16 protein-coding genes are annotated in these 17,153 nt (G+C 56.0%); 13 read left to right on the forward strand and 3 right to left on the reverse strand.

The features are described 5' to 3' along the window. The first annotated feature begins 69 nt into the window (after positions 1–69). The 11 genes from G340_RS0100145 to hisE all read left to right on the forward strand — a co-directional run bounded on the left by G340_RS0100145 (position 70) and on the right by hisE (position 13,393). A complete protein-coding gene (locus G340_RS0100145) occupies positions 70–1,143 on the forward strand; it encodes a M50 family metallopeptidase (protein ID WP_020071629.1) in 1,074 nt (357 codons plus the stop codon). Further along, the gene (ispG, locus tag G340_RS0100150) at positions 1,140–2,186 is read left to right on the forward strand and encodes a flavodoxin-dependent (E)-4-hydroxy-3-methylbut-2-enyl-diphosphate synthase (RefSeq protein ID WP_020071630.1); all 1,047 of its coding nucleotides are present in this window, start codon (positions 1,140–1,142) and stop codon (positions 2,184–2,186) included. Before G340_RS0100145 ends, ispG begins: the two co-directional genes overlap by 4 nt. Positions 2,187–2,291: 105 nt before the next feature. Further along, positions 2,292–6,644, forward strand: coding sequence for a PolC-type DNA polymerase III (locus G340_RS0100155; RefSeq protein WP_020071631.1), 4,353 nt, complete (start codon positions 2,292–2,294; stop codon positions 6,642–6,644). 453 nt (positions 6,645–7,097) lie between these two features. Continuing rightward, positions 7,098–8,309, forward strand: coding sequence for an ATP phosphoribosyltransferase regulatory subunit (hisZ, locus tag G340_RS0100160; RefSeq protein WP_020071632.1), 1,212 nt, complete (start codon positions 7,098–7,100; stop codon positions 8,307–8,309). Continuing rightward, complete coding sequence (gene hisG / locus G340_RS0100165) at positions 8,306–8,971, forward strand: ATP phosphoribosyltransferase (RefSeq protein WP_020071633.1); 666 nt, start codon at positions 8,306–8,308, stop codon at positions 8,969–8,971. Before hisZ ends, hisG begins: the two co-directional genes overlap by 4 nt. After that, entirely contained in the window at positions 8,950–10,233 is a 1,284-nt protein-coding gene (gene hisD, locus G340_RS0100170; RefSeq protein WP_020071634.1) for a histidinol dehydrogenase, read from the forward strand. The genes hisG and hisD overlap by 22 nt, the downstream gene beginning before the upstream one ends. Then, positions 10,230–11,285, forward strand: coding sequence for a pyridoxal phosphate-dependent aminotransferase (locus G340_RS0100175; RefSeq protein ID WP_407635347.1), 1,056 nt, complete (start codon positions 10,230–10,232; stop codon positions 11,283–11,285). The genes hisD and G340_RS0100175 overlap by 4 nt, the downstream gene beginning before the upstream one ends. A 116-nt stretch (positions 11,286–11,401) precedes the next feature. After that, positions 11,402–11,980: an imidazoleglycerol-phosphate dehydratase HisB gene (gene hisB / locus G340_RS0100180; protein WP_020071636.1), complete on the forward strand. Its 579-nt coding sequence runs from the start codon at positions 11,402–11,404 to the stop codon at positions 11,978–11,980. Between the two features lie 15 nt (positions 11,981–11,995). Continuing rightward, positions 11,996–12,715 (forward strand): 1-(5-phosphoribosyl)-5-[(5-phosphoribosylamino)methylideneamino]imidazole-4-carboxamide isomerase, encoded by a 720-nt coding sequence (hisA, locus tag G340_RS0100185; protein WP_020071637.1) that lies wholly within the window; start codon positions 11,996–11,998, stop codon positions 12,713–12,715. A 1-nt stretch (position 12,716) separates the two neighbouring features. Beyond that, on the forward strand, positions 12,717–13,073 hold the full coding sequence (gene hisI, locus G340_RS0100190; RefSeq protein ID WP_020071638.1) for a phosphoribosyl-AMP cyclohydrolase: 357 nt from the start codon (positions 12,717–12,719) through the stop codon (positions 13,071–13,073). Beyond that, positions 13,070–13,393 (forward strand): phosphoribosyl-ATP diphosphatase, encoded by a 324-nt coding sequence (hisE, locus tag G340_RS0100195; protein ID WP_020071639.1) that lies wholly within the window; start codon positions 13,070–13,072, stop codon positions 13,391–13,393. Before hisI ends, hisE begins: the two co-directional genes overlap by 4 nt. Positions 13,394–14,099: 706 nt before the next feature. Here the strand turns inward: hisE and G340_RS0100205 are convergent. Further along, positions 14,100–14,417 carry a hypothetical protein gene (locus tag G340_RS0100205; RefSeq protein ID WP_020071641.1) on the reverse strand — a complete coding sequence of 106 codons (318 nt, stop codon included), beginning with the start codon at positions 14,415–14,417 and terminating at the stop codon, positions 14,100–14,102. 116 nt (positions 14,418–14,533) lie between these two features. Here G340_RS0100205 and G340_RS0100210 point away from each other — a divergent pair, with 116 nt between their 5' ends. Then, positions 14,534–14,776, forward strand: coding sequence for a helix-turn-helix domain-containing protein (locus G340_RS0100210; RefSeq protein ID WP_020071642.1), 243 nt, complete (start codon positions 14,534–14,536; stop codon positions 14,774–14,776). Positions 14,777–14,817: 41 nt separating this feature from the next. Here the strand turns inward: G340_RS0100210 and G340_RS0100215 are convergent, their stop codons facing one another. Together G340_RS0100215 and G340_RS0100220 are read right to left on the reverse strand one after the other, a co-directional pair. Further along, a complete protein-coding gene (locus G340_RS0100215) occupies positions 14,818–15,324 on the reverse strand; it encodes a GNAT family N-acetyltransferase (protein ID WP_020071643.1) in 507 nt (168 codons plus the stop codon). Positions 15,325–15,340: 16 nt separating this feature from the next. After that, positions 15,341–16,303, reverse strand: coding sequence for an RluA family pseudouridine synthase (locus G340_RS0100220; protein WP_020071644.1), 963 nt, complete (start codon positions 16,301–16,303; stop codon positions 15,341–15,343). A gap of 269 nt (positions 16,304–16,572) precedes the next feature. Between G340_RS0100220 and pyrE the strand changes: the two genes are divergently transcribed. Next, positions 16,573–17,151, forward strand: coding sequence for an orotate phosphoribosyltransferase (pyrE, locus tag G340_RS0100225; RefSeq protein ID WP_020071645.1), 579 nt, complete (start codon positions 16,573–16,575; stop codon positions 17,149–17,151). Positions 17,152–17,153: the final 2 nt, after the last annotated feature.

Consider the following 17,153-nt stretch of genomic DNA (forward strand, 5'->3'; position numbering starts at 1 on the left):
CGCCGCATGCGGGAGAAGAAATCGACGCTTCTTTTGAAAGCGGAGCTGCGATAGACTGATGAGGTGAATATGATTATCAATATCCTGCTTGTTCTGTTTGCGGTGCTGCTGTTTGGCCTGATCATTTTCATTCATGAATTCGGCCATTTTTTCACGGCAAAGCTTTCGGGGATTCGCGTCAATGAATTTGCAATCGGCATGGGCCCGACGCTGTTTCATTTTCAAAAGGGAGAAACCCAGTACTCACTGCGTTTGCTGCCCATCGGCGGCTATTGCGCCATGGAGGGAGAGGACGAGAGCAGCGAGGATGACCGGGCGTTCGGCAATAAGCCGGTGTGGAGGAGGATTGTCGTTGTTTGCGCCGGCGCAGTTATGAACATTTTGTTCGGAATTGTGCTGATGATGATCTTGCTTGCGCAGCAGCCGATGTTTACCTCCACTACCATCGCGAAGTTTGCGGAGGACTCCGCCCTGCAGAAGGCGGGCATTCAGGCCGGCGACGAGTTTTATTCCATTGACGGCTACCGTGTTCGCACCGACCGCGACCTCAGCTTTTCTCTGGCTACGGCAAATCCGCAGTCTGTGGATATTGCCGTGGTGCGAAAGGGAGAAACGCTTACCTTTCACGATGTGAAGATGAACACTCGCCAGAACGGCGATAAGCAGGCAATGGTGCTGGACTTCTATGTGTCCGGTATAGAGAGAAACCCGGTCACGCTGATTCAGAAATCCGGTGCGGATACGGTTTCCGTCGTCCGCATGGTGTGGTACAGCCTGGTCGGGCTGGTGACCGGGCAGTTCGGCCTGAATGATATGGCCGGGCCGATCGGCGCGGCGGACGCCATTTCGCAGGCCGCCTCCATGGGCCTGAAACAGGGCGTTCTGCCTGCGATGAACAACATTATCATGATGATGATGATGATCACCGTAAACCTTGGCGTGGTGAATCTGCTGCCCCTGCCGGCGCTTGATGGCGGCCGCCTGATTTTCCTTTTGATTGAACTGGTGCGCCGCCGCCCGATCAACCCCAAATACGAGGGCTGGGTACACGCGGCCGGTTTTGCGCTTTTGATGACTTTTATGGTCATCATTACCTACAGCGATGTTCTGAGGCTCTTTACCGGAAAGGGATTGGGAGCATGAACCGAAAATTAACAAGAAAATTGAATGTGGGCGGCGTCGCGATTGGCGGCGGTTCGCCCATTTCCATTCAATCGATGCTCAACGTTCCCGCGGCGGATGTGGTCGGAAACGTCCGCCAAGCGCGGGAGCTGGAAACAGCCGGCTGCGAGATTCTTCGCGTCGCGATCCCGAACCGGCAGTCGGTGCGGCTGATCCCCGCCATCAAGGAGGCCACGACGATTCCGTTGGTGGCGGATATTCACTTTGATTACCGGCTGGCGCTCGATTCCGTAGCGGCGGGCATCGATAAAATTCGTATCAACCCCGGCAATATCGGCTCTGACGATCGCGTCAAGGCGGTGGCGGACGCCTGCCGCCTGCACGGCGTTCCGATCCGGATCGGCGTCAACTCCGGTTCGCTGGAAAAGGAGATTCTGGCAAAGCACGGCGGGCCCACGGCCGAGGCGCTTTGCGAAAGCGCCATGTACCATGCGTCTTTACTGGAAAAATACGATTTCAACGATATTGTCCTTTCGATGAAATCCTCGCGTGTCGATGCGATGATCGAGGCGTATGAGCTCGCGTCGCAGGTGTGCGATTATCCGCTGCACCTCGGCGTTACGGAGGCCGGTACCGAGCGGATGGGCCTGATCAAATCCGCAATCGGCATCGGTTCGCTTTTGCAGCGCGGCGTGGGCGACACCATCCGGGTGTCCCTCACGGCAGACCCTGTGCGGGAGATCGCCGCGGCGATGGATATACTGCGGGCGCTGAATCTTCGCAGCGGGGTGCAGATGGTGTCGTGTCCGACCTGCGGGAGAACGAATATCGACCTGATCGCGATCGCCGATGAGGTGGAACGCCGTCTGGCCTGCTGCAAAAAGCCGATCACCGTAGCGGTGATGGGCTGTGCGGTCAACGGGCCGGGCGAAGCGCGCGAGGCCGATATTGGAATCGCGGGCGGGAACGGCGTGGGTCTGATCTTCAGAAAAGGGGAGATTGTGCGCCGCGTTCCCGAGGACAGGCTTGTGGACAGCCTGATGGAGGAGATCGAATCGCTGTAACGGGGATCGTTTTCTTTTCCCGCTGCAAACAAAGAAAAAAACCGACGCACTTGCACAAGGGTATTTTCAAGTGCAATTGGCTACCATAAGGAAAAGGATGTTGGAATGAAAACCTTTGCTGAAGTATTTGGTACATACCTCAAATCCCCCGGCGCGGCATGCCCGGAGGGAACCGTACTTTCCCTGCGGATCGACGAGCAGAACCGGGAGCTGGCGATCGAGACGGCGTTCCCGGCTCTGGTGGAGCGCCCGGTTCTGTTCGCGCTGGAAGAGCAGCTGAGGGAGGCGCTGAATGTCCGCAGGGTGACCGTGCAGCCCCGCTACGCGAAAGAACTCTTCCAGACGGAATATTTTTCGGAGCTTGCGCAGGAGCTGCGGCGCAGAGACGCCAGCCTCAACGGCAGCCTGAAGGGTGCCGCCGCGCGCTTAGAAGGCGACACGCTCATCATCACGCTCTCGCACGGCGGGCGCGACATGCTGCTTTCCCGCGGGTTTGACAAGGCGGCCTCCCGCCTGATTCAGGAGGAATTCGGTCTGACGCTCAAGGTATCTTTCGACGGCACCGTCGAGATTCAGGCGGACGACGCCCGCTTCATCGAGCGGGTCAAGCAGGAGCGGGAAACCGAGCGCCGCCAGGCAATGGAAGAGGACGCGGCACATTATGAGGCCATGATGAACGAGGGCGGGAGCAAAAAAGTCAAAAAGCATCCCCATTCCATCAGTGTGCGCGGCGGCGATACGCTGCTGCCGACCGTTCTGCTGGATACCGCAAAGCTGCTGTACGGCCGCATGGGCCGCAGCACAAAGCCCGCGCCGATCGGCCGGGTGGGGCCCGATTCCGGCACGGTGACCATCTGGGGTGAAATCTTCAGCATGGAGGATCGCCAGACCCGCGATAAATCGAAAAAAATCTATTCCATCAACATAACGGATTACACCGGCTCCATGACCTTAAAGCTCATTGAGGAAAACAGCCAGTGCCGCGCGATCGATACCCTGAAAAAGGGCAGCGCCATTCTGGTGAGCGGCGAAATCAGCTACGATAAGTACGACCACGAAATCGTGCTGCGCCCGCGCGGAATCAGCACGGTGGAGCTGCTCAAGGTGGTGGACGACGCGCCCGAAAAGCGTGTGGAGCTGCATCTGCATACCTCTATGTCCAGTATGGACGGCATCACCCCGGTGGGCGATTTGATCAGGCGCGCCGCCGAATGGGGGCATAAGGCCATCGCCATTACCGACCACGGTGTGGCGCAGGCCTACCCGGACGCCATGAATGCCGCCGCGGCCGTCCGCAAAAAGGGAGCGGACTTCAAGGTCATTTACGGCATCGAATCGTATTTTGTCAACGATATGGTTCCGGCTCTGATGGGCGAAACGGAGAACACGCTGGATGATGAGTTTATCTCGTTCGATATTGAGACCACCGGCCTGAGCGCGGAGCAGGACCGCATGACCGAAATCGGTGCGGTACGGATCAAAAACGGAGAGATTGCCGACAGCTTCGATATTTTCGTAAATCCCGGCATGCACATTCCGGCCAAGATCACCGAGCTGACCGGCATCACGGACGAAATGGTAAAGGACGCTCCGTCCGAAGAGGAAGCCCTGCGGCAGTTCTACGAGTTCTGCGGGGAAAGCCCGGTGCTGCTGGCGCATAACGCCGCGTTCGATACCTCGTTCATGCACGCCGCGGCCGAACGCCACGGAATGGATTTCCCGTACCCGTACATCGACACCCTGCCCATGTGCCGTTCGATGCTCAAGGACATCAAAAACTACAAGCTCGATACGGTCGCCAAATATCTGAAGCTCGACCCGTTCAACCATCACCGCGCGTGCGATGATGCGGCGGTTCTGGCCAAGATTTTTCAGAATCTGCTGATGCGCCTGAAGGAAGATACCGGCGCGACGCGCGTGAAAGACATCAACACCTGTCTGGCCGGGGGGAACCCGAAAAAGATCCGCCCGGTGCATCAGATCATTCTGGTAAAGAATCAGACGGGCCTTAAGAATCTGTATAAGCTCATCTCCTATTCTCATCTGGATTATTTCTACCAGAAGCCGCGTATTCCGAAAAGCGTTCTCGTCAAGCACCGCGAGGGTTTGCTGCTCGGCAGCGCCTGCGAGGCAGGTGAGCTGTACCGCGCGGTGGCCGGCGGCCAGCCGTGGTCTACGCTGAAAGAAATCGCCGGCTTCTACGATTATCTTGAAATCCAGCCGATCGACAACAACCTGTTCATGGTGCGAAACGGTCAGGTGCCGAACGAAGAAACGCTGCGGGAATACAACCGCACGATCGTCCGGCTGGGCGAGGAGCTGGAGAAGCCCGTCGTCGCCACCTGCGACGTTCACTTCCTCGACCCGAAGGACGGCGATTACCGCAAAATCCTGATGGCGGGGCAGGGCTTTGCAGACGCGGACGCGCAGGCGCCGCTGTACCTGCGCACCACGCCCGAAATGCTGGAGGAATTTGCGTATCTCGGCAAAGAAAAGGCATACGAGGTCGTTGTGACCAACACCAATAAGATTGCGGATATGATCGACGAGATTTCGCCGATCCCGCCCGGGGTGTTCCCGCCGTTCATCGACGGAGCGGAGGAGGAGCTCAACCGCATTTCTTGGGAGCGGGCGAAAGAGATTTACGGCGATCCTCTGCCGCAGATCGTTCACGACCGCCTCAAGCGCGAGCTGGATTCCATCAATAAGCACGGCTTCTCCGTGCTGTACATGACGGCGCAGAAGCTTGTGGCCGATTCTGAGGCACACGGCTACCTGGTTGGCTCGCGTGGTTCGGTCGGCTCGTCGTTCGTGGCGAATATCTCCGGTATTTCAGAGGTAAACCCGCTGGCGCCGCATTATATCTGCCCGAACTGCAAGCACAGCGAATTCATTACGGACGGCAGCTACGGCTCGGGCTTTGACCTGCCGCCCAAGCAATGCCCCGTCTGCGGCACCGAATACAGCCGCGACGGCCACACCATTCCGTTTGAAACGTTTTTGGGCTTCGACGGCGACAAAACGCCGGATATCGACCTGAACTTCTCCGGCGAGTATCAGAGCGACGCCCACCGCTACACGGAAACGCTGTTCGGCAAGGACAACGTGTTTAAGGCCGGTACCATCGCCACCGTGGCGGATAAAACGGCCATCGGCTTTGTCCGCAAATACGCCGAGGAGCAGGGGACGGTGCTGCACCGCGCGGAGGAGCTGCGCCTGGCCACCGGCTGCACCGGCGTCAAGCGCACCACCGGCCAGCACCCGGGCGGCATGGTTGTTGTGCCGCGCGGGATGGAGATTTACGATTTCTGCCCGGTGCAGCACCCGGCCAACGACCAGAACTCCGACAACATCACCACGCACTTCGACTTCCACGCGATTCACGATACCATCTGCAAGCTCGACGAGCTGGGGCACGATGTTCCGACGATTTACCGCTATCTGGAGGATTACACCGGCATTCCCGTGATGAAGGTTTCGATGAGCGACCCGAAGGTGATGTCGCTGTTTACCTCCACAGAGGCGCTCGGTGTGACCCCGGAGGACATCGATTCCCCCACGGGTACCTTCTCCCTGCCGGAGGTGGGCACCAGCTTCGTGCGCCAGATGCTGATGGACGCACAGCCCAAAACCTTCTCCGACCTATTGCAGGTTTCCGGCTTGTCCCACGGTACGGACGTCTGGCTCGGCAACGCGCAGGATCTGATTAAGAACAAAACCTGCTCGATTTCGGAGGTAATCGGTACGCGAGACAGCATTATGACCTATTTGCTGCTCAAGGGTCTGGAGCCGAAAATGGCGTTTAAGATTATGGAGATTACCCGAAAGGGGAAAGCGCCGCAGCTGCTGACGCAGGAACATATTCAGGCGATGAAGGATCACAATGTGCCGCAGTGGTATATTGATTCCTGTATGAAGATCAAGTACATGTTCCCCAAAGCCCATGCGGCGGCATACATGATTTCCACCCTGCGCCTCGGCTGGTATAAGGTGCACCGCCCGGTGGAGTATTACGCCGCTTATTTCACAGTGCGCGGCGAGGACTTTGACGGCGCCGTGGTGCTGCAGGGCCGCGAGGCCGTGCGCCGCAAGATGAACGAAATCACAATGAAGGGCAAAGAGGCCAGCAAAAAAGAAGAGGACGCGTTTGCCACCTTCCAGATCGTTAACGAAATGCTGGCCCGAGGCATTGAGGTTCTGCCGATTGACCTGTACCAATCCGACGCGAGAAAATATCTGGTGGAGGACGGGAAAATCCGCTTGCCGTTCGCGTCGCTTTCCGGCGTGGGCGAAGCCGCAGCCAACAGCCTTGCGGCGGCGCGTGAAAACGGCGGGCCGTATATTTCGATTGATGATCTGCAAACCCGCTCCAAGGTTTCCAAATCGGTAATCGAAGCACTGCAGGTATCGGGCGCGCTGAACGGTCTGCCGGAAAGCAGCCAGATGAGTCTGTTTTAAAGCAATATCCGTTCTCACCTTCTAATGAAGTTACACCCAATACAGCGTTTCTGCTCCTGTCTGTGGCGGGAAAAGAGATCGTCAGTTTTTCAGAGCGATATCACGACAGGTTTGCGCTCGAATGCCCGGCAGGTTCCTGCCGGGCATTTTTGAATGGTACTGATTGGGCAGAATCCGTCCGCCAGAAACCCGTCCGGTTTTCTGGCTGCGGGGGAATTTTCGCAGTGCGCCTCCCCGTGCGATTCCAAACGGCCCCGTTTTAAAGCTTGTTTCGTATAAACCGACAGCCGTTTTTCATCAGGTATCTGTAATTTCTACGTTTTTCCTATACTCGTCTGCTGAAATGGGGGGCAATTTCAGCATCATGAAGGCATAAAAATGCTAAATAAGCCTTGAACCGCTCAGTTTCTTATGATATCATATTAGCATGTTAAAGCAAAGGCGGTGCAATAAATGAAAAAATACCATAAAATCACTCCCGAGGGCATTCGTGACTATCTGTTTGAAGAGTGCCTGGTCCATCATCACGTGGAGCACCGTCTGGAAGAGGTGTACCGCAACAGAGGCTTCCGTCAGGTTGTTACGCCTGGCTTGGAGTTTTATGATGTATTTGACCCGGAACGCTCCGGAATACCGTCGGAAACCATGTATAAGCTGACAGACCGCAAAGGGAGGCTTCTGGTGCTAAGGCCAGACTCCACCTTGCCGATCGCTCGGCTTACGGCAACCCGGTTGCAGGGGCAGGAAAAGCCCCTGCGTTTATTTTATACCCAACAAGTGTACCGGAATCATCCGGGGCTAAGCGGACATGCGGACGAGATCATGCAGTCCGGGGTGGAGCTGTTGGGGGCCGGCGGGCACCGGGCCGATTTGGAAATCCTTGTAACGGCAATTGAGGCGCTTTCCGCCTGTGTGCCGGATTTCCGAATCGAGCTTGGGCACGCCGGCTTTTTTCGGGCCATTGTGGCCTCAATGCCGGTTTCGGAAGAGGTATTGGAAGACATTCGCGGCTATATCGAAACAAAGAATTACCCCGCGCTGGACGAGATTCTCGATTCCCTGCCAGATTCCCGCGAGGCGGCCGCCCTGCGGCAGCTGCCCCGGCTGTTCGGCAGAGAAGAGATATTCGAGCAGGCCGAAAGCCTTGATCTTCCGGACGGCGCCAAGGAGCCGATTCGGTACTTGAAAAAGCTGTACGGCATGCTCTCGGAGCTGCGGCTTTCGGAGCGCATCATGGTGGATCTGGGTCTGGTGCAGAGGAACGATTACTATACCGGCATCGTGCTCAGCGCCTATGTTCCCCAGGCGGGCGAGGCGGTTCTGGTCGGCGGGCGTTACGATCATCTGCTCGAGCTGTACGGCGCGCCGATGCAGGCCATCGGGTTTGCCGCGAATGTGGATGTTCTTGCGGGCGTAATGGCCGCCGGGAACACAGAAACGGCAATCGTACCCGCACAGATTCTGGTGCACGGGGAAGACGGCTTTGAGATCAAGGCGCTGGATTACGCGGCACGCCTGACGGAACGCGGGATTATCTGCGAATTTTCCGTATTTGAGGATCGCGAGCAGGCCATTCAATACGCGGTGGCGATGGGGATTCCCCAGGTGGATTTTGTCTCTGACGGTACAGTTTCGATCATGCTCACAAAGGAGGAAAACGGATGACTCCGTTAAAAATAGCGCTGACAAAGGGCCGCCTGGAAGAAAAAACGGTGGCTCTGCTGGAAAAGATGGGGTACGACTGCTCTCAGGTGCGCAATAAGGGAAGACGCCTGATTCTGCCGGTCGGCGACGGCGAAATCGAGGTGGTTTTAGCCAAGGCGGCCGACGTGATCACTTATGTACAACACGGCGTCTGCGATTTGGGCGTCGTAGGCAAGGATACGATTATGGAAAGCACCGGCGGCTTTTTTGAGGTGCTCGATCTCGGCTTCGGCAAATGCCGGTTCGCGGTGGCCGGCCCCAGGGACTCCGGCATTTTTGAAGGCTATTCGGTGAAAACCGTGGCGACCAAATACCCGAAGGTGGCCCGCGCCTTCTTTGAAAACCGTGACATGGACGTGCGCATCATCAAAATCGAGGGCTCGGTGGAGCTGGCCCCCTTGCTCGGGCTGGCAGAGGCCATTGTGGATCTGGTGGAGACCGGAACCACCCTTCGGGAAAACGGGCTCGAGATTCTCGAGATCATCTGCCCGATTTCCGCCCGGCTGATCGTCAATTCAGCCGTGATGAAGCTGAGAAAGGATGAGGTTGAGGCCCTGGTTTCCCGCATGGATCAGGCCATCCAACAGAAGGAGGAGCGGTTATGCTTAAAGCAATCCGGTTAAGCGGGGAAGATGGCCGCCGCGTGGTGGAACAAATCCGCCGACGCGGCGAAGAAAAGGATAAGCTGGTCGACGCCCGTGTTGCGGAAATTCTGGAACAGGTACGAACCCGCGGCGACGCGGCCGTGGAGGACTATACCCTGCGGTTCGACGGCGCGCTGCCCGCAAAGCGCGAGCTGAATCGCGAGGAGATGGCGGAGCTCTCCAAAGACTGCGATTCCGAATTTATCGCCGCTTTGGAACGTGCCGCGCAGAACATCCGCGATTTTCACCAGCGTCAGGCGCAGCAGAGCTGGCTGACGACCCGCGAGGACGGTGTGCTGATGGGCCAGCGGGTGCGTGGGCTGCACAGAGTCGGCATTTACGTCCCCGGCGGTACGGCGGCGTATCCTTCCTCCGTTCTGATGAACGCAATCCCTGCGAAAATCGCGCAGGTGGGCGAAATCATCATGGCCACGCCGCCCCAGAAGGACGGCAGGCCGAACCCGAATATCATGGCGGCGGCGCTGATCGCCGGGGTGGACCGCATCTTCCTGATGGGCGGGGCGCAGGCCGCGGCGGCGCTGGCTTATGGCACCGAGACCGTCCCGCGGGTGGACAAGATCGTCGGCCCGGGCAATATCTATGTGGCTACGGCGAAAAAACAGCTGTACGGCATCGTGGACATCGACATGATTGCGGGGCCAAGCGAGATTCTCGTTCTGGCAGACGAAACGGCGAACCCGGTGTACCTTGCCGCGGATCTGCTTTCGCAGGCGGAGCACGACGTGCTGGCCTCCGCAATTCTGCTCACGTCCAGCCTGAGCCTTGCACAGCGGGTTGCCGAAGAGCTGGAACGCCAGACCGCGCAGCTCGAGCGCCGCGAGATCATGGAGCAGTCGCTCCAAAATTACGGGGCGATCCTTGTCTGCGACACCATGCGGGAGGCCGTCGCCTTTGCGAACAGCCTGGCCCCGGAGCATCTGGAGATCTGCTGCGAAAACCCGATCGAATACCTTGGCTGTATCGACAATGCGGGCTCCGTCTTTTTGGGGAACTACTCCCCCGAGCCGCTGGGCGATTATTACGCGGGCGCGAACCACGTTCTGCCCACGGGAGGAACAGCGCGCTTCTTCTCGCCGCTTTCGGTAGACAGCTTTTTAAAAAAATCCAGCTTTATTTACTACACCAGGCAGGCTCTTGCCGCCGCCGGGCCGGACGTGATGACTCTGGCAAAGGCGGAGGGCCTGACCGCACACGCAAATTCCATCAAAGTGAGGATGTGATTTCATTGTATCAGCTGAACAGCAAAATCAGAGACTTAAAGCCGTACGAGCCGCTGGAGGGTGAGTACCGAATCCGGCTGGACGCCAATGAATCCTTTTTGTCCCTGCCGACGAACGTGATGTCGAAGATGATGGATGCATTTGCGTATACGGCCTTCAACCGCTACCCCGACCCGCTGGCTGTGGATGTGTGCCGCAGGTTCGCGGAGTATTACAAAATCCGGCCGGAGATTGTGACGGCGGGCAACGGCTCCGACGAGCTGATTTCCGTTCTGATGACCGCATTTTTAATGAAAGGGGACACGGTGCTGACGCTTTCTCCCGATTTTTCGATGTACCGGTTCTATTCCTCGCTTGTGGAGGTTCGATGCGTGGACGTCGTAAAAAAGAGCGATTTGACGATCGATGTGGATGAGCTGATCTCTGTGTCCAATCAAACCGGGGCGAAGATGATCCTGTTTTCCAACCCCTGCAATCCAACCTCGGTAGGGCTTACCCGCGGGCAGGTGCGCAAGATCATCCGTTCTGTGAGCGCTCTTGTCGTTCTGGATGAAGCCTATATGGATTTCTGGGATCAGTCCCTGATTCAGGAGGCGGAGCAGTACGATAATCTGGTGGTGCTGCGCACCTGCTCCAAGGCGTTCGGCCTTGCGGCGCTTCGCCTTGGCTTTGCCGTGGCGAACAAGACGATCACCGCGGCGGTGCGGGCTGTGAAATCGCCATATAATGTCAATTCCGCCACGCAGAGTGCGGCCGCGGCGGTGCTGTCGTACCCCAGGCTGCTGGAACGCGCGATCGGGAAAATCGTCAATTCCCGTATCGCCCTGTCGCAGGGGCTCCAGCAGCTACTGAAGAAGAAGCCCGGCCGGTTTATTCTGTACCCAAGCTGCACCAATTTTGTGCTGATTCGCCTTGCGGACGCGCGCTACGTGTACGAGAGACTTCTGGCCAAAGGGATTGCGGTGCGCCTGATGGGCGATTCTCTGCGGATCACCGCCGGCGCTCCGGAAGAAAACACAGAGCTGCTTGCGGCATTGGAGCAGCTGCTGTAACCGATTTGTTTTTTAAGAGGGGGCCTTTCCGCCGCAGGCAGGAGAGAATCAGTTTACCCGCACCGGCCCATTTTCAAATGCGGGCCGAATACCAAAATGGATAGGGGAAAACGGCGATGAGAACAGCAGAGCAGTCCCGCGAAACGCGGGAGACCCAAATCAGCGTCCGGCTCGCGCTGGACGGCGGGGAAACAAAAATCCAGACCGGAATCGGATTTTTTGATCATATGCTGCAGGCGTTTGCCACCCACGGCGGCTTTGGCCTGCAGGTGCAGGTGCAGGGCGACCTGTTTGTGGACGGTCACCACACGGTGGAGGATACCGGCATCGTTCTGGGCCGAGCGTTCCGTCAGGCTCTGGGGGATCGTTCCGGCATCGCGCGGTTCGGCAGCTTTTATGTGCCCATGGATGAGTCGCTGGCGTTTGCGGCGGTGGATGTGAGCGGCAGGCCGTTTCTGGTCTTTCAGGCGGAATTCCCCCAGCAGGTGGTGGGTGCTTATGACGCTTGCCTTACCGAGGAGTTCTTCCGCGCCTTCGCCATGAACGCGGAGCTGACCCTGCATACCCGTGTGGAATACGGCAAAAATTCGCATCATATGATTGAAGCCATGTTCAAGGCCGTCGCGCACGCGCTGCGGCTGGCCACAGCCGAAACCGCGCCGGGGCAGGTGCTGTCCACCAAGGGCAGCCTGTAAGAAAGAGGGGATTCCATGATCATTTTTCCAGCGATCGATATCAAAGACGGTGCCTGTGTCCGGCTGCGGCAGGGCGATTACGATACCGCGCACAAGGTGGCGGAGGACCCGCAGCAAACGGCCAGCTCCTTTGCCGAATCCGGCGCACAGTGGATTCATATGGTAGACCTTGACGGGGCCAAGGCAAAGCACCCGGTGAACAGCGAGGTGTTCCTGCGGGCGGTCGAAACCGGCCTGCGGGTCGAAGTCGGCGGGGGCATCCGCACACTTTCGGACGTGGAATTTTACCTGTCGCGCGGAATTTCCCGGGTGATACTCGGCTCCGTCGCCCTGTACGACCCACAGCTTGTGCGCGACTGTGTACAGCGCTGGGGCGAGCAGATCGCTGTGGGCATTGATGCCAGAAACGGAAAAGTGGCCGCCGAGGGGTGGACCCAGACCTCGCAGGTGGATTATATTGAGCTGGCAAAGCAGATGGAAGAAGCAGGAGTAAAGTATATCATCTTTACAGATATATCGAAAGATGGAATGCTCACCGGCCCAAACCTAGAGCAGCTCGACTCGTTGAACAGGGCGGTCTCGTGTGATATTGTTGCCAGCGGCGGCATCGCTAATCTGCAAAATATCAAGGATTTATGCGGACTGGGACTGTATGGAGCCATCTGCGGGAAATCGCTGTACAGCGGCAGCCTGAATTTGAAAGAGGCCATTGCGGCGGCACAAGGAGAAAAATAATATGAGTGAAAAGTTAAACGCCTTTACAGTTCGAAACCTGGAGCGCTTCTTTCAAAAGAGCGAGCTGATCCCCGTGATCGTGCAGGAGCAATCTACCAAGGAAGTGCTGATGCTGGCCTATATGAATCTTGAATCCCTGCGCAAAACGCTCGAAACCGGGTACACCTGGTTTTACAGCCGATCCCGGCAGGAGCTTTGGAATAAGGGCGCTACCTCCGGCCATGTGCAGCGGGTGATCGAGCTGTACACTGACTGCGACGACGATACCCTGCTGGCGGTAGTCGAGCAGACCGGGGCCGCCTGCCACACCGGGAACCACAGCTGTTTTTACCGAACCATAGGGGAGGATGCACAATGAGCGTTTTACAGGAGCTGTATCAAACGGTAGAGAGCCGCAAAACAGAGCGGCAGGAGGGGTCTTATACCTGCTATCTGTTGGAAAAGGGCCTTGATAAAATATTGAAGAAGTGCGGTGAGGAATGCAGCGAGGTCATTATCGCCGCCAAAAACGGCGATAACAAAGAAACCGTGCTGGAGCTTTCCGACCTTCTATACCACCTGACGGTGCTGATGGTCAACGAGGGGATTTCCTGGCAGGACGTGGAGGACGAACTGAGCAAGCGAGAGCTGAAAACCGGGAATTTGAAAGAGTTCCATCAGGTGGATAAAAACACCTAAATCCTTCAGTAGTGAGTCCTTTCTTTTTTACTTTAATTAGGAAAAAGTGATTTTCAGCGAGTGCCTCCGTGTGTGGTTTCTGCTGACGCAGGGCTTGCCCCTCAGGCCGGGGCGGGCCCTTCCTTTCTTGACGAAAAGAAAGGAAGCAAAGATTCGCCAAGGGGGGAGTTTCGATTCTCTCCCCCTTGGAACCCCCTCTCAACGACCAAAGGCGCTGCCTTTGGAAACCGGGAGAAGCTCCCGCTCTGGTGCTTGTTCACGCACAGGCACAGCCTGCGCGCGAAGCGAGTGCATAAGGCGGGCTTCGGCGTCCGCAAAAAGGTACGAGAAGTTGCTGCTCTGTGAAACATCATCTGCAAATCGACAAATCGAAACTACCGTCAGGCAGCCCTCTGCGAGCCAACGAGAGTGCTCTGAAAATGCCCGCCGACAGATGGGATAGCAAGATTTTCTGATGTAGTTCGGAGAGTGGGCATTTTCATTGGAGCGCCTTACGTCTAGCTTTCGTTTGCACAATCAGGAGCCGTTCCCCAAACGGCTTCCAAAGGTGTCCTTTGGAAGGCCTTTGCTTCCTTTCGTCCTTTCACGAAAGGAAGTGCCCGCATCAGCACGAGGGGCATACTCTGCGCCAGCAGAATTACCCGTGAGGCAACTCACAGAAAAAATAATTTCTCTTGGTATCATCGAGATATAAAAAGACCTTCCGTCAACCATGTTGACGGAAGGTCTTTTTATGTTGTTCGGCGGATTTTCGTTCCAATAAAAGTAACTCCAGCAAACACGAAAGCGGCAGGTTGTCGGTGATAAGCTGAAAGTGCTGCTCGCCCTGTTCCGTCCAGCTCCGCACCGCCTGTAAAATGGCGATTTTTCGTTTGGTGCCGGGCTGTAACCGAAGCCGGTATTCGTAGTCGTCTACCTTCATGCTCACCTCATAGCTTGCATCCAAAGGGCCGGAGTGCCCCTGCTGAGCCAGATACCGGCACAGCAGGTTGTATTGTTCCGGATAAAGCTGACGAATAATCATATTCCCATCTCTTTCTGTACATGATTAGGCTACCAATAGCCTAATAGTAGCATGTATAGCCTATTTTTTCAAGAAATTTTTTATATTCTTAGAGTAAAAGGGATGGGAGTGATGTTATGACAACAACAGAAGCGATTCGTAATCGTATTTTGCAGCTTTGTGAAGAAAGAAATATTTCGATTAATAGGTTAGCGAATATTTCAGCGCTTCCGCCATCTTCGGTCAAGAATATTCTGTATGGGAAAAGCCAGAATCCTAAAATTCTTACAATTAAAATGCTTTGTGACGGTTTAGACATTACTTTGGGAGAGTTTTTCAGTACGAAAGAATTCGATCATCTGGAGCAAGAGGTGAAATAAAAGGCTTTGCCGAACATATTCGGCAAAGCCTTTTGGCTAATTTACTCCTTTACCAGAGAATAAAGAGTCATATCCAGAATTTCTCCATTTTGAAAGGCGTTTTTCCGAAGAGTGCCCTCCAAAATAAATCCTGCCTTTTCCAGTACCCGGCACGAGGCGGCGTTGTGGGCAAACGGCTCGGCGAAAATGCGCAGAATATCGCTGTTTTGGAATACATAGCCGCAGGCCTGCCGTACCGCGCTGGTGCAGATACCTTGGCCCCAGTAAGGCTCCGCCACATAATACCCCAGCTCGGCGGTGCGAAAATGAATGTTTGCCTGCCGGAACACGCCGATGCTGCCGACGGCCCGGCCGTCCACCTCGATTGCAAAGGCGTACTGGCTGCCCGGCTCTGCGCCGAGCATCGTGCGGATGTACTCTTCGGCGTCGGCCTGTGTGTAAGGGTAGGGGATGCCGTCCCGCAGGTTTTTCAGAATGTTAGGGTTGTTCATCGCTGCGGCCAGGTCAGCCGCGTCACTCGGCCTCCATGTGCGGATCGTGCATTGCATCCGTTTTCCCTCCTTGTTATGCGTTCCAGGAATAAAAATCTTTTAAAAACCAGATTTCCTTTGCCTCAAACTCACGGTGATTCAGGTATTCCAGAATTCCCGCGGGCGAGGTAAACTCGAACCGAAGCTTGTAGGAATACAGCGCCTGATACGGCAGGCCGGTTTTCTTGTTCTGGCGGTTCGTGCCGTATTTTCCGTCCCCGGCCAGCGGGTGGCCGATCGAAGCCATGTGTGCGCGAATCTGGTGGGTGCGCCCGGTCAGCAGATCAATCTCCAGCAGGCTGTAAGCGCCGCGCTCCTCCAGCACACGGTAACGCGTGCGAATGCTCTTCGCGCCCGGTACGCCGTGGCTCGAAATATACACCCGGTTCTGGCTCTCGTTTTTTTCAAGGAACCCTTCCAGCGTGGCGGATTTTTCCTCCATGCGCCCGCACACGATGCAAAGGTACAGCTTTTTCAGCTCGCGATTCTTCACCTTTTCATTTAAAATGCGCAGCGACTCCGCGTTCTTGGCCGCCATCACGATGCCGCCGGTGTTGCGGTCAATCCGATTCACAAGCGCGGGCGCAAAGCTGTTTTCCTCCTGCGGGCGGTACTCGCCCTTGTCGTACAGGTAGTGCTGCACCCGGGCGATTAATGAATCAAAATGGTAGTTTTCATCGGGATGAACGATCAGCCCCGGCTTTTTGTCCAGAATCAGAATGTTTTCATCCTCAAACAGAATATTCAGCTTCAGCGGGGCTTTTAAAAAATCATATTCCTCCGGCTCCTGCTGAAAGAATTCATCCTTTAAATACATGGTCAGCACGTCGCCCTCGTTCAGGCGGGTAGAAATATCGCATCTCTTGCCGTTGAGCTTGATGTCCTTTTTGCGGATGCTCTTGTACAGCATCGCCTGCGGCAGGTTGCGGTACGCCTTGGTCAAAAATTTATCCAGACGCTGTCCGGCGTCGTTTTCACCGATGGTTACGGATTTCATATGGTATCCCCTTATTGTTTTTGGCACGGCGCAAAACGCCGCCCAGTATTTGTATCAGTATAGCATAAATCTTAGGGATGACAACAGGGGCGGAAAGGCTTCCCAAATCATTTATTTTAGTATATAATATTTTTTTAGACATACAGTCAAATCACTTTAAAATATGGATGAAAACCGCAGTGTTTCTTTTTGTTTTGGCCGAAAAGAAACAGCTTTTTTAAAGTGAAATCAGAATACTGTCGAATTGAAAAAAAGGGGACAGCAAAACGATGATTACACAGGAAAGAGTTCTGGAAGTTTTAAAAGAGGCCGACGTTCTTTTGGAGGGGCATTTTCGCCTGACCTCCGGCCGCCACAGCAACCGATACCTGCAATGCGCGAAGGTGTTCCGCAATACCAAATACAGCGAGGAGCTCTGCGGCGCTTTGGCGGAGCATTTTGCGAACGATGGGGTAGAGGTGGTCATAGGCCCGGCGATGGGTGCGGTGCAGATGGCCTACGAGGTCAGCCGCGCGCTGAAATGCGAAAACTTTTTTGCCGAACGGGAAGACGGCAAGATGACTCTTCGCCGCGGCTTTGCGGTAAAGCCCGGGCAGAAGGTTCTGATCGTTGAGGATGTTGTTACCACCGGCGGCTCCGTTCGCGAGGTGATCGAGCTGGTGCGCGCGGCGGGCGGCGATTTGGTTGGCGTTGGTTCCATTGTGGACAGAACCGGCGGGAAAATCAATTTTGGCGTGCCGTTCCGTGCGGTGATCTCTTTGGATGTGGAATCCTGGGAGCCGCAGGATTGCCCGATCTGCAAAGAGGGGAAGCTGGAGCTGGTCAAGCCCGGCAGCCGCAAGGTGTAAAA

This window comes from Faecalispora sporosphaeroides DSM 1294 (genome assembly GCA_000383295.1).
Classification (GTDB): domain Bacteria; phylum Bacillota; class Clostridia; order Oscillospirales; family Acutalibacteraceae; genus Faecalispora; species Faecalispora sporosphaeroides.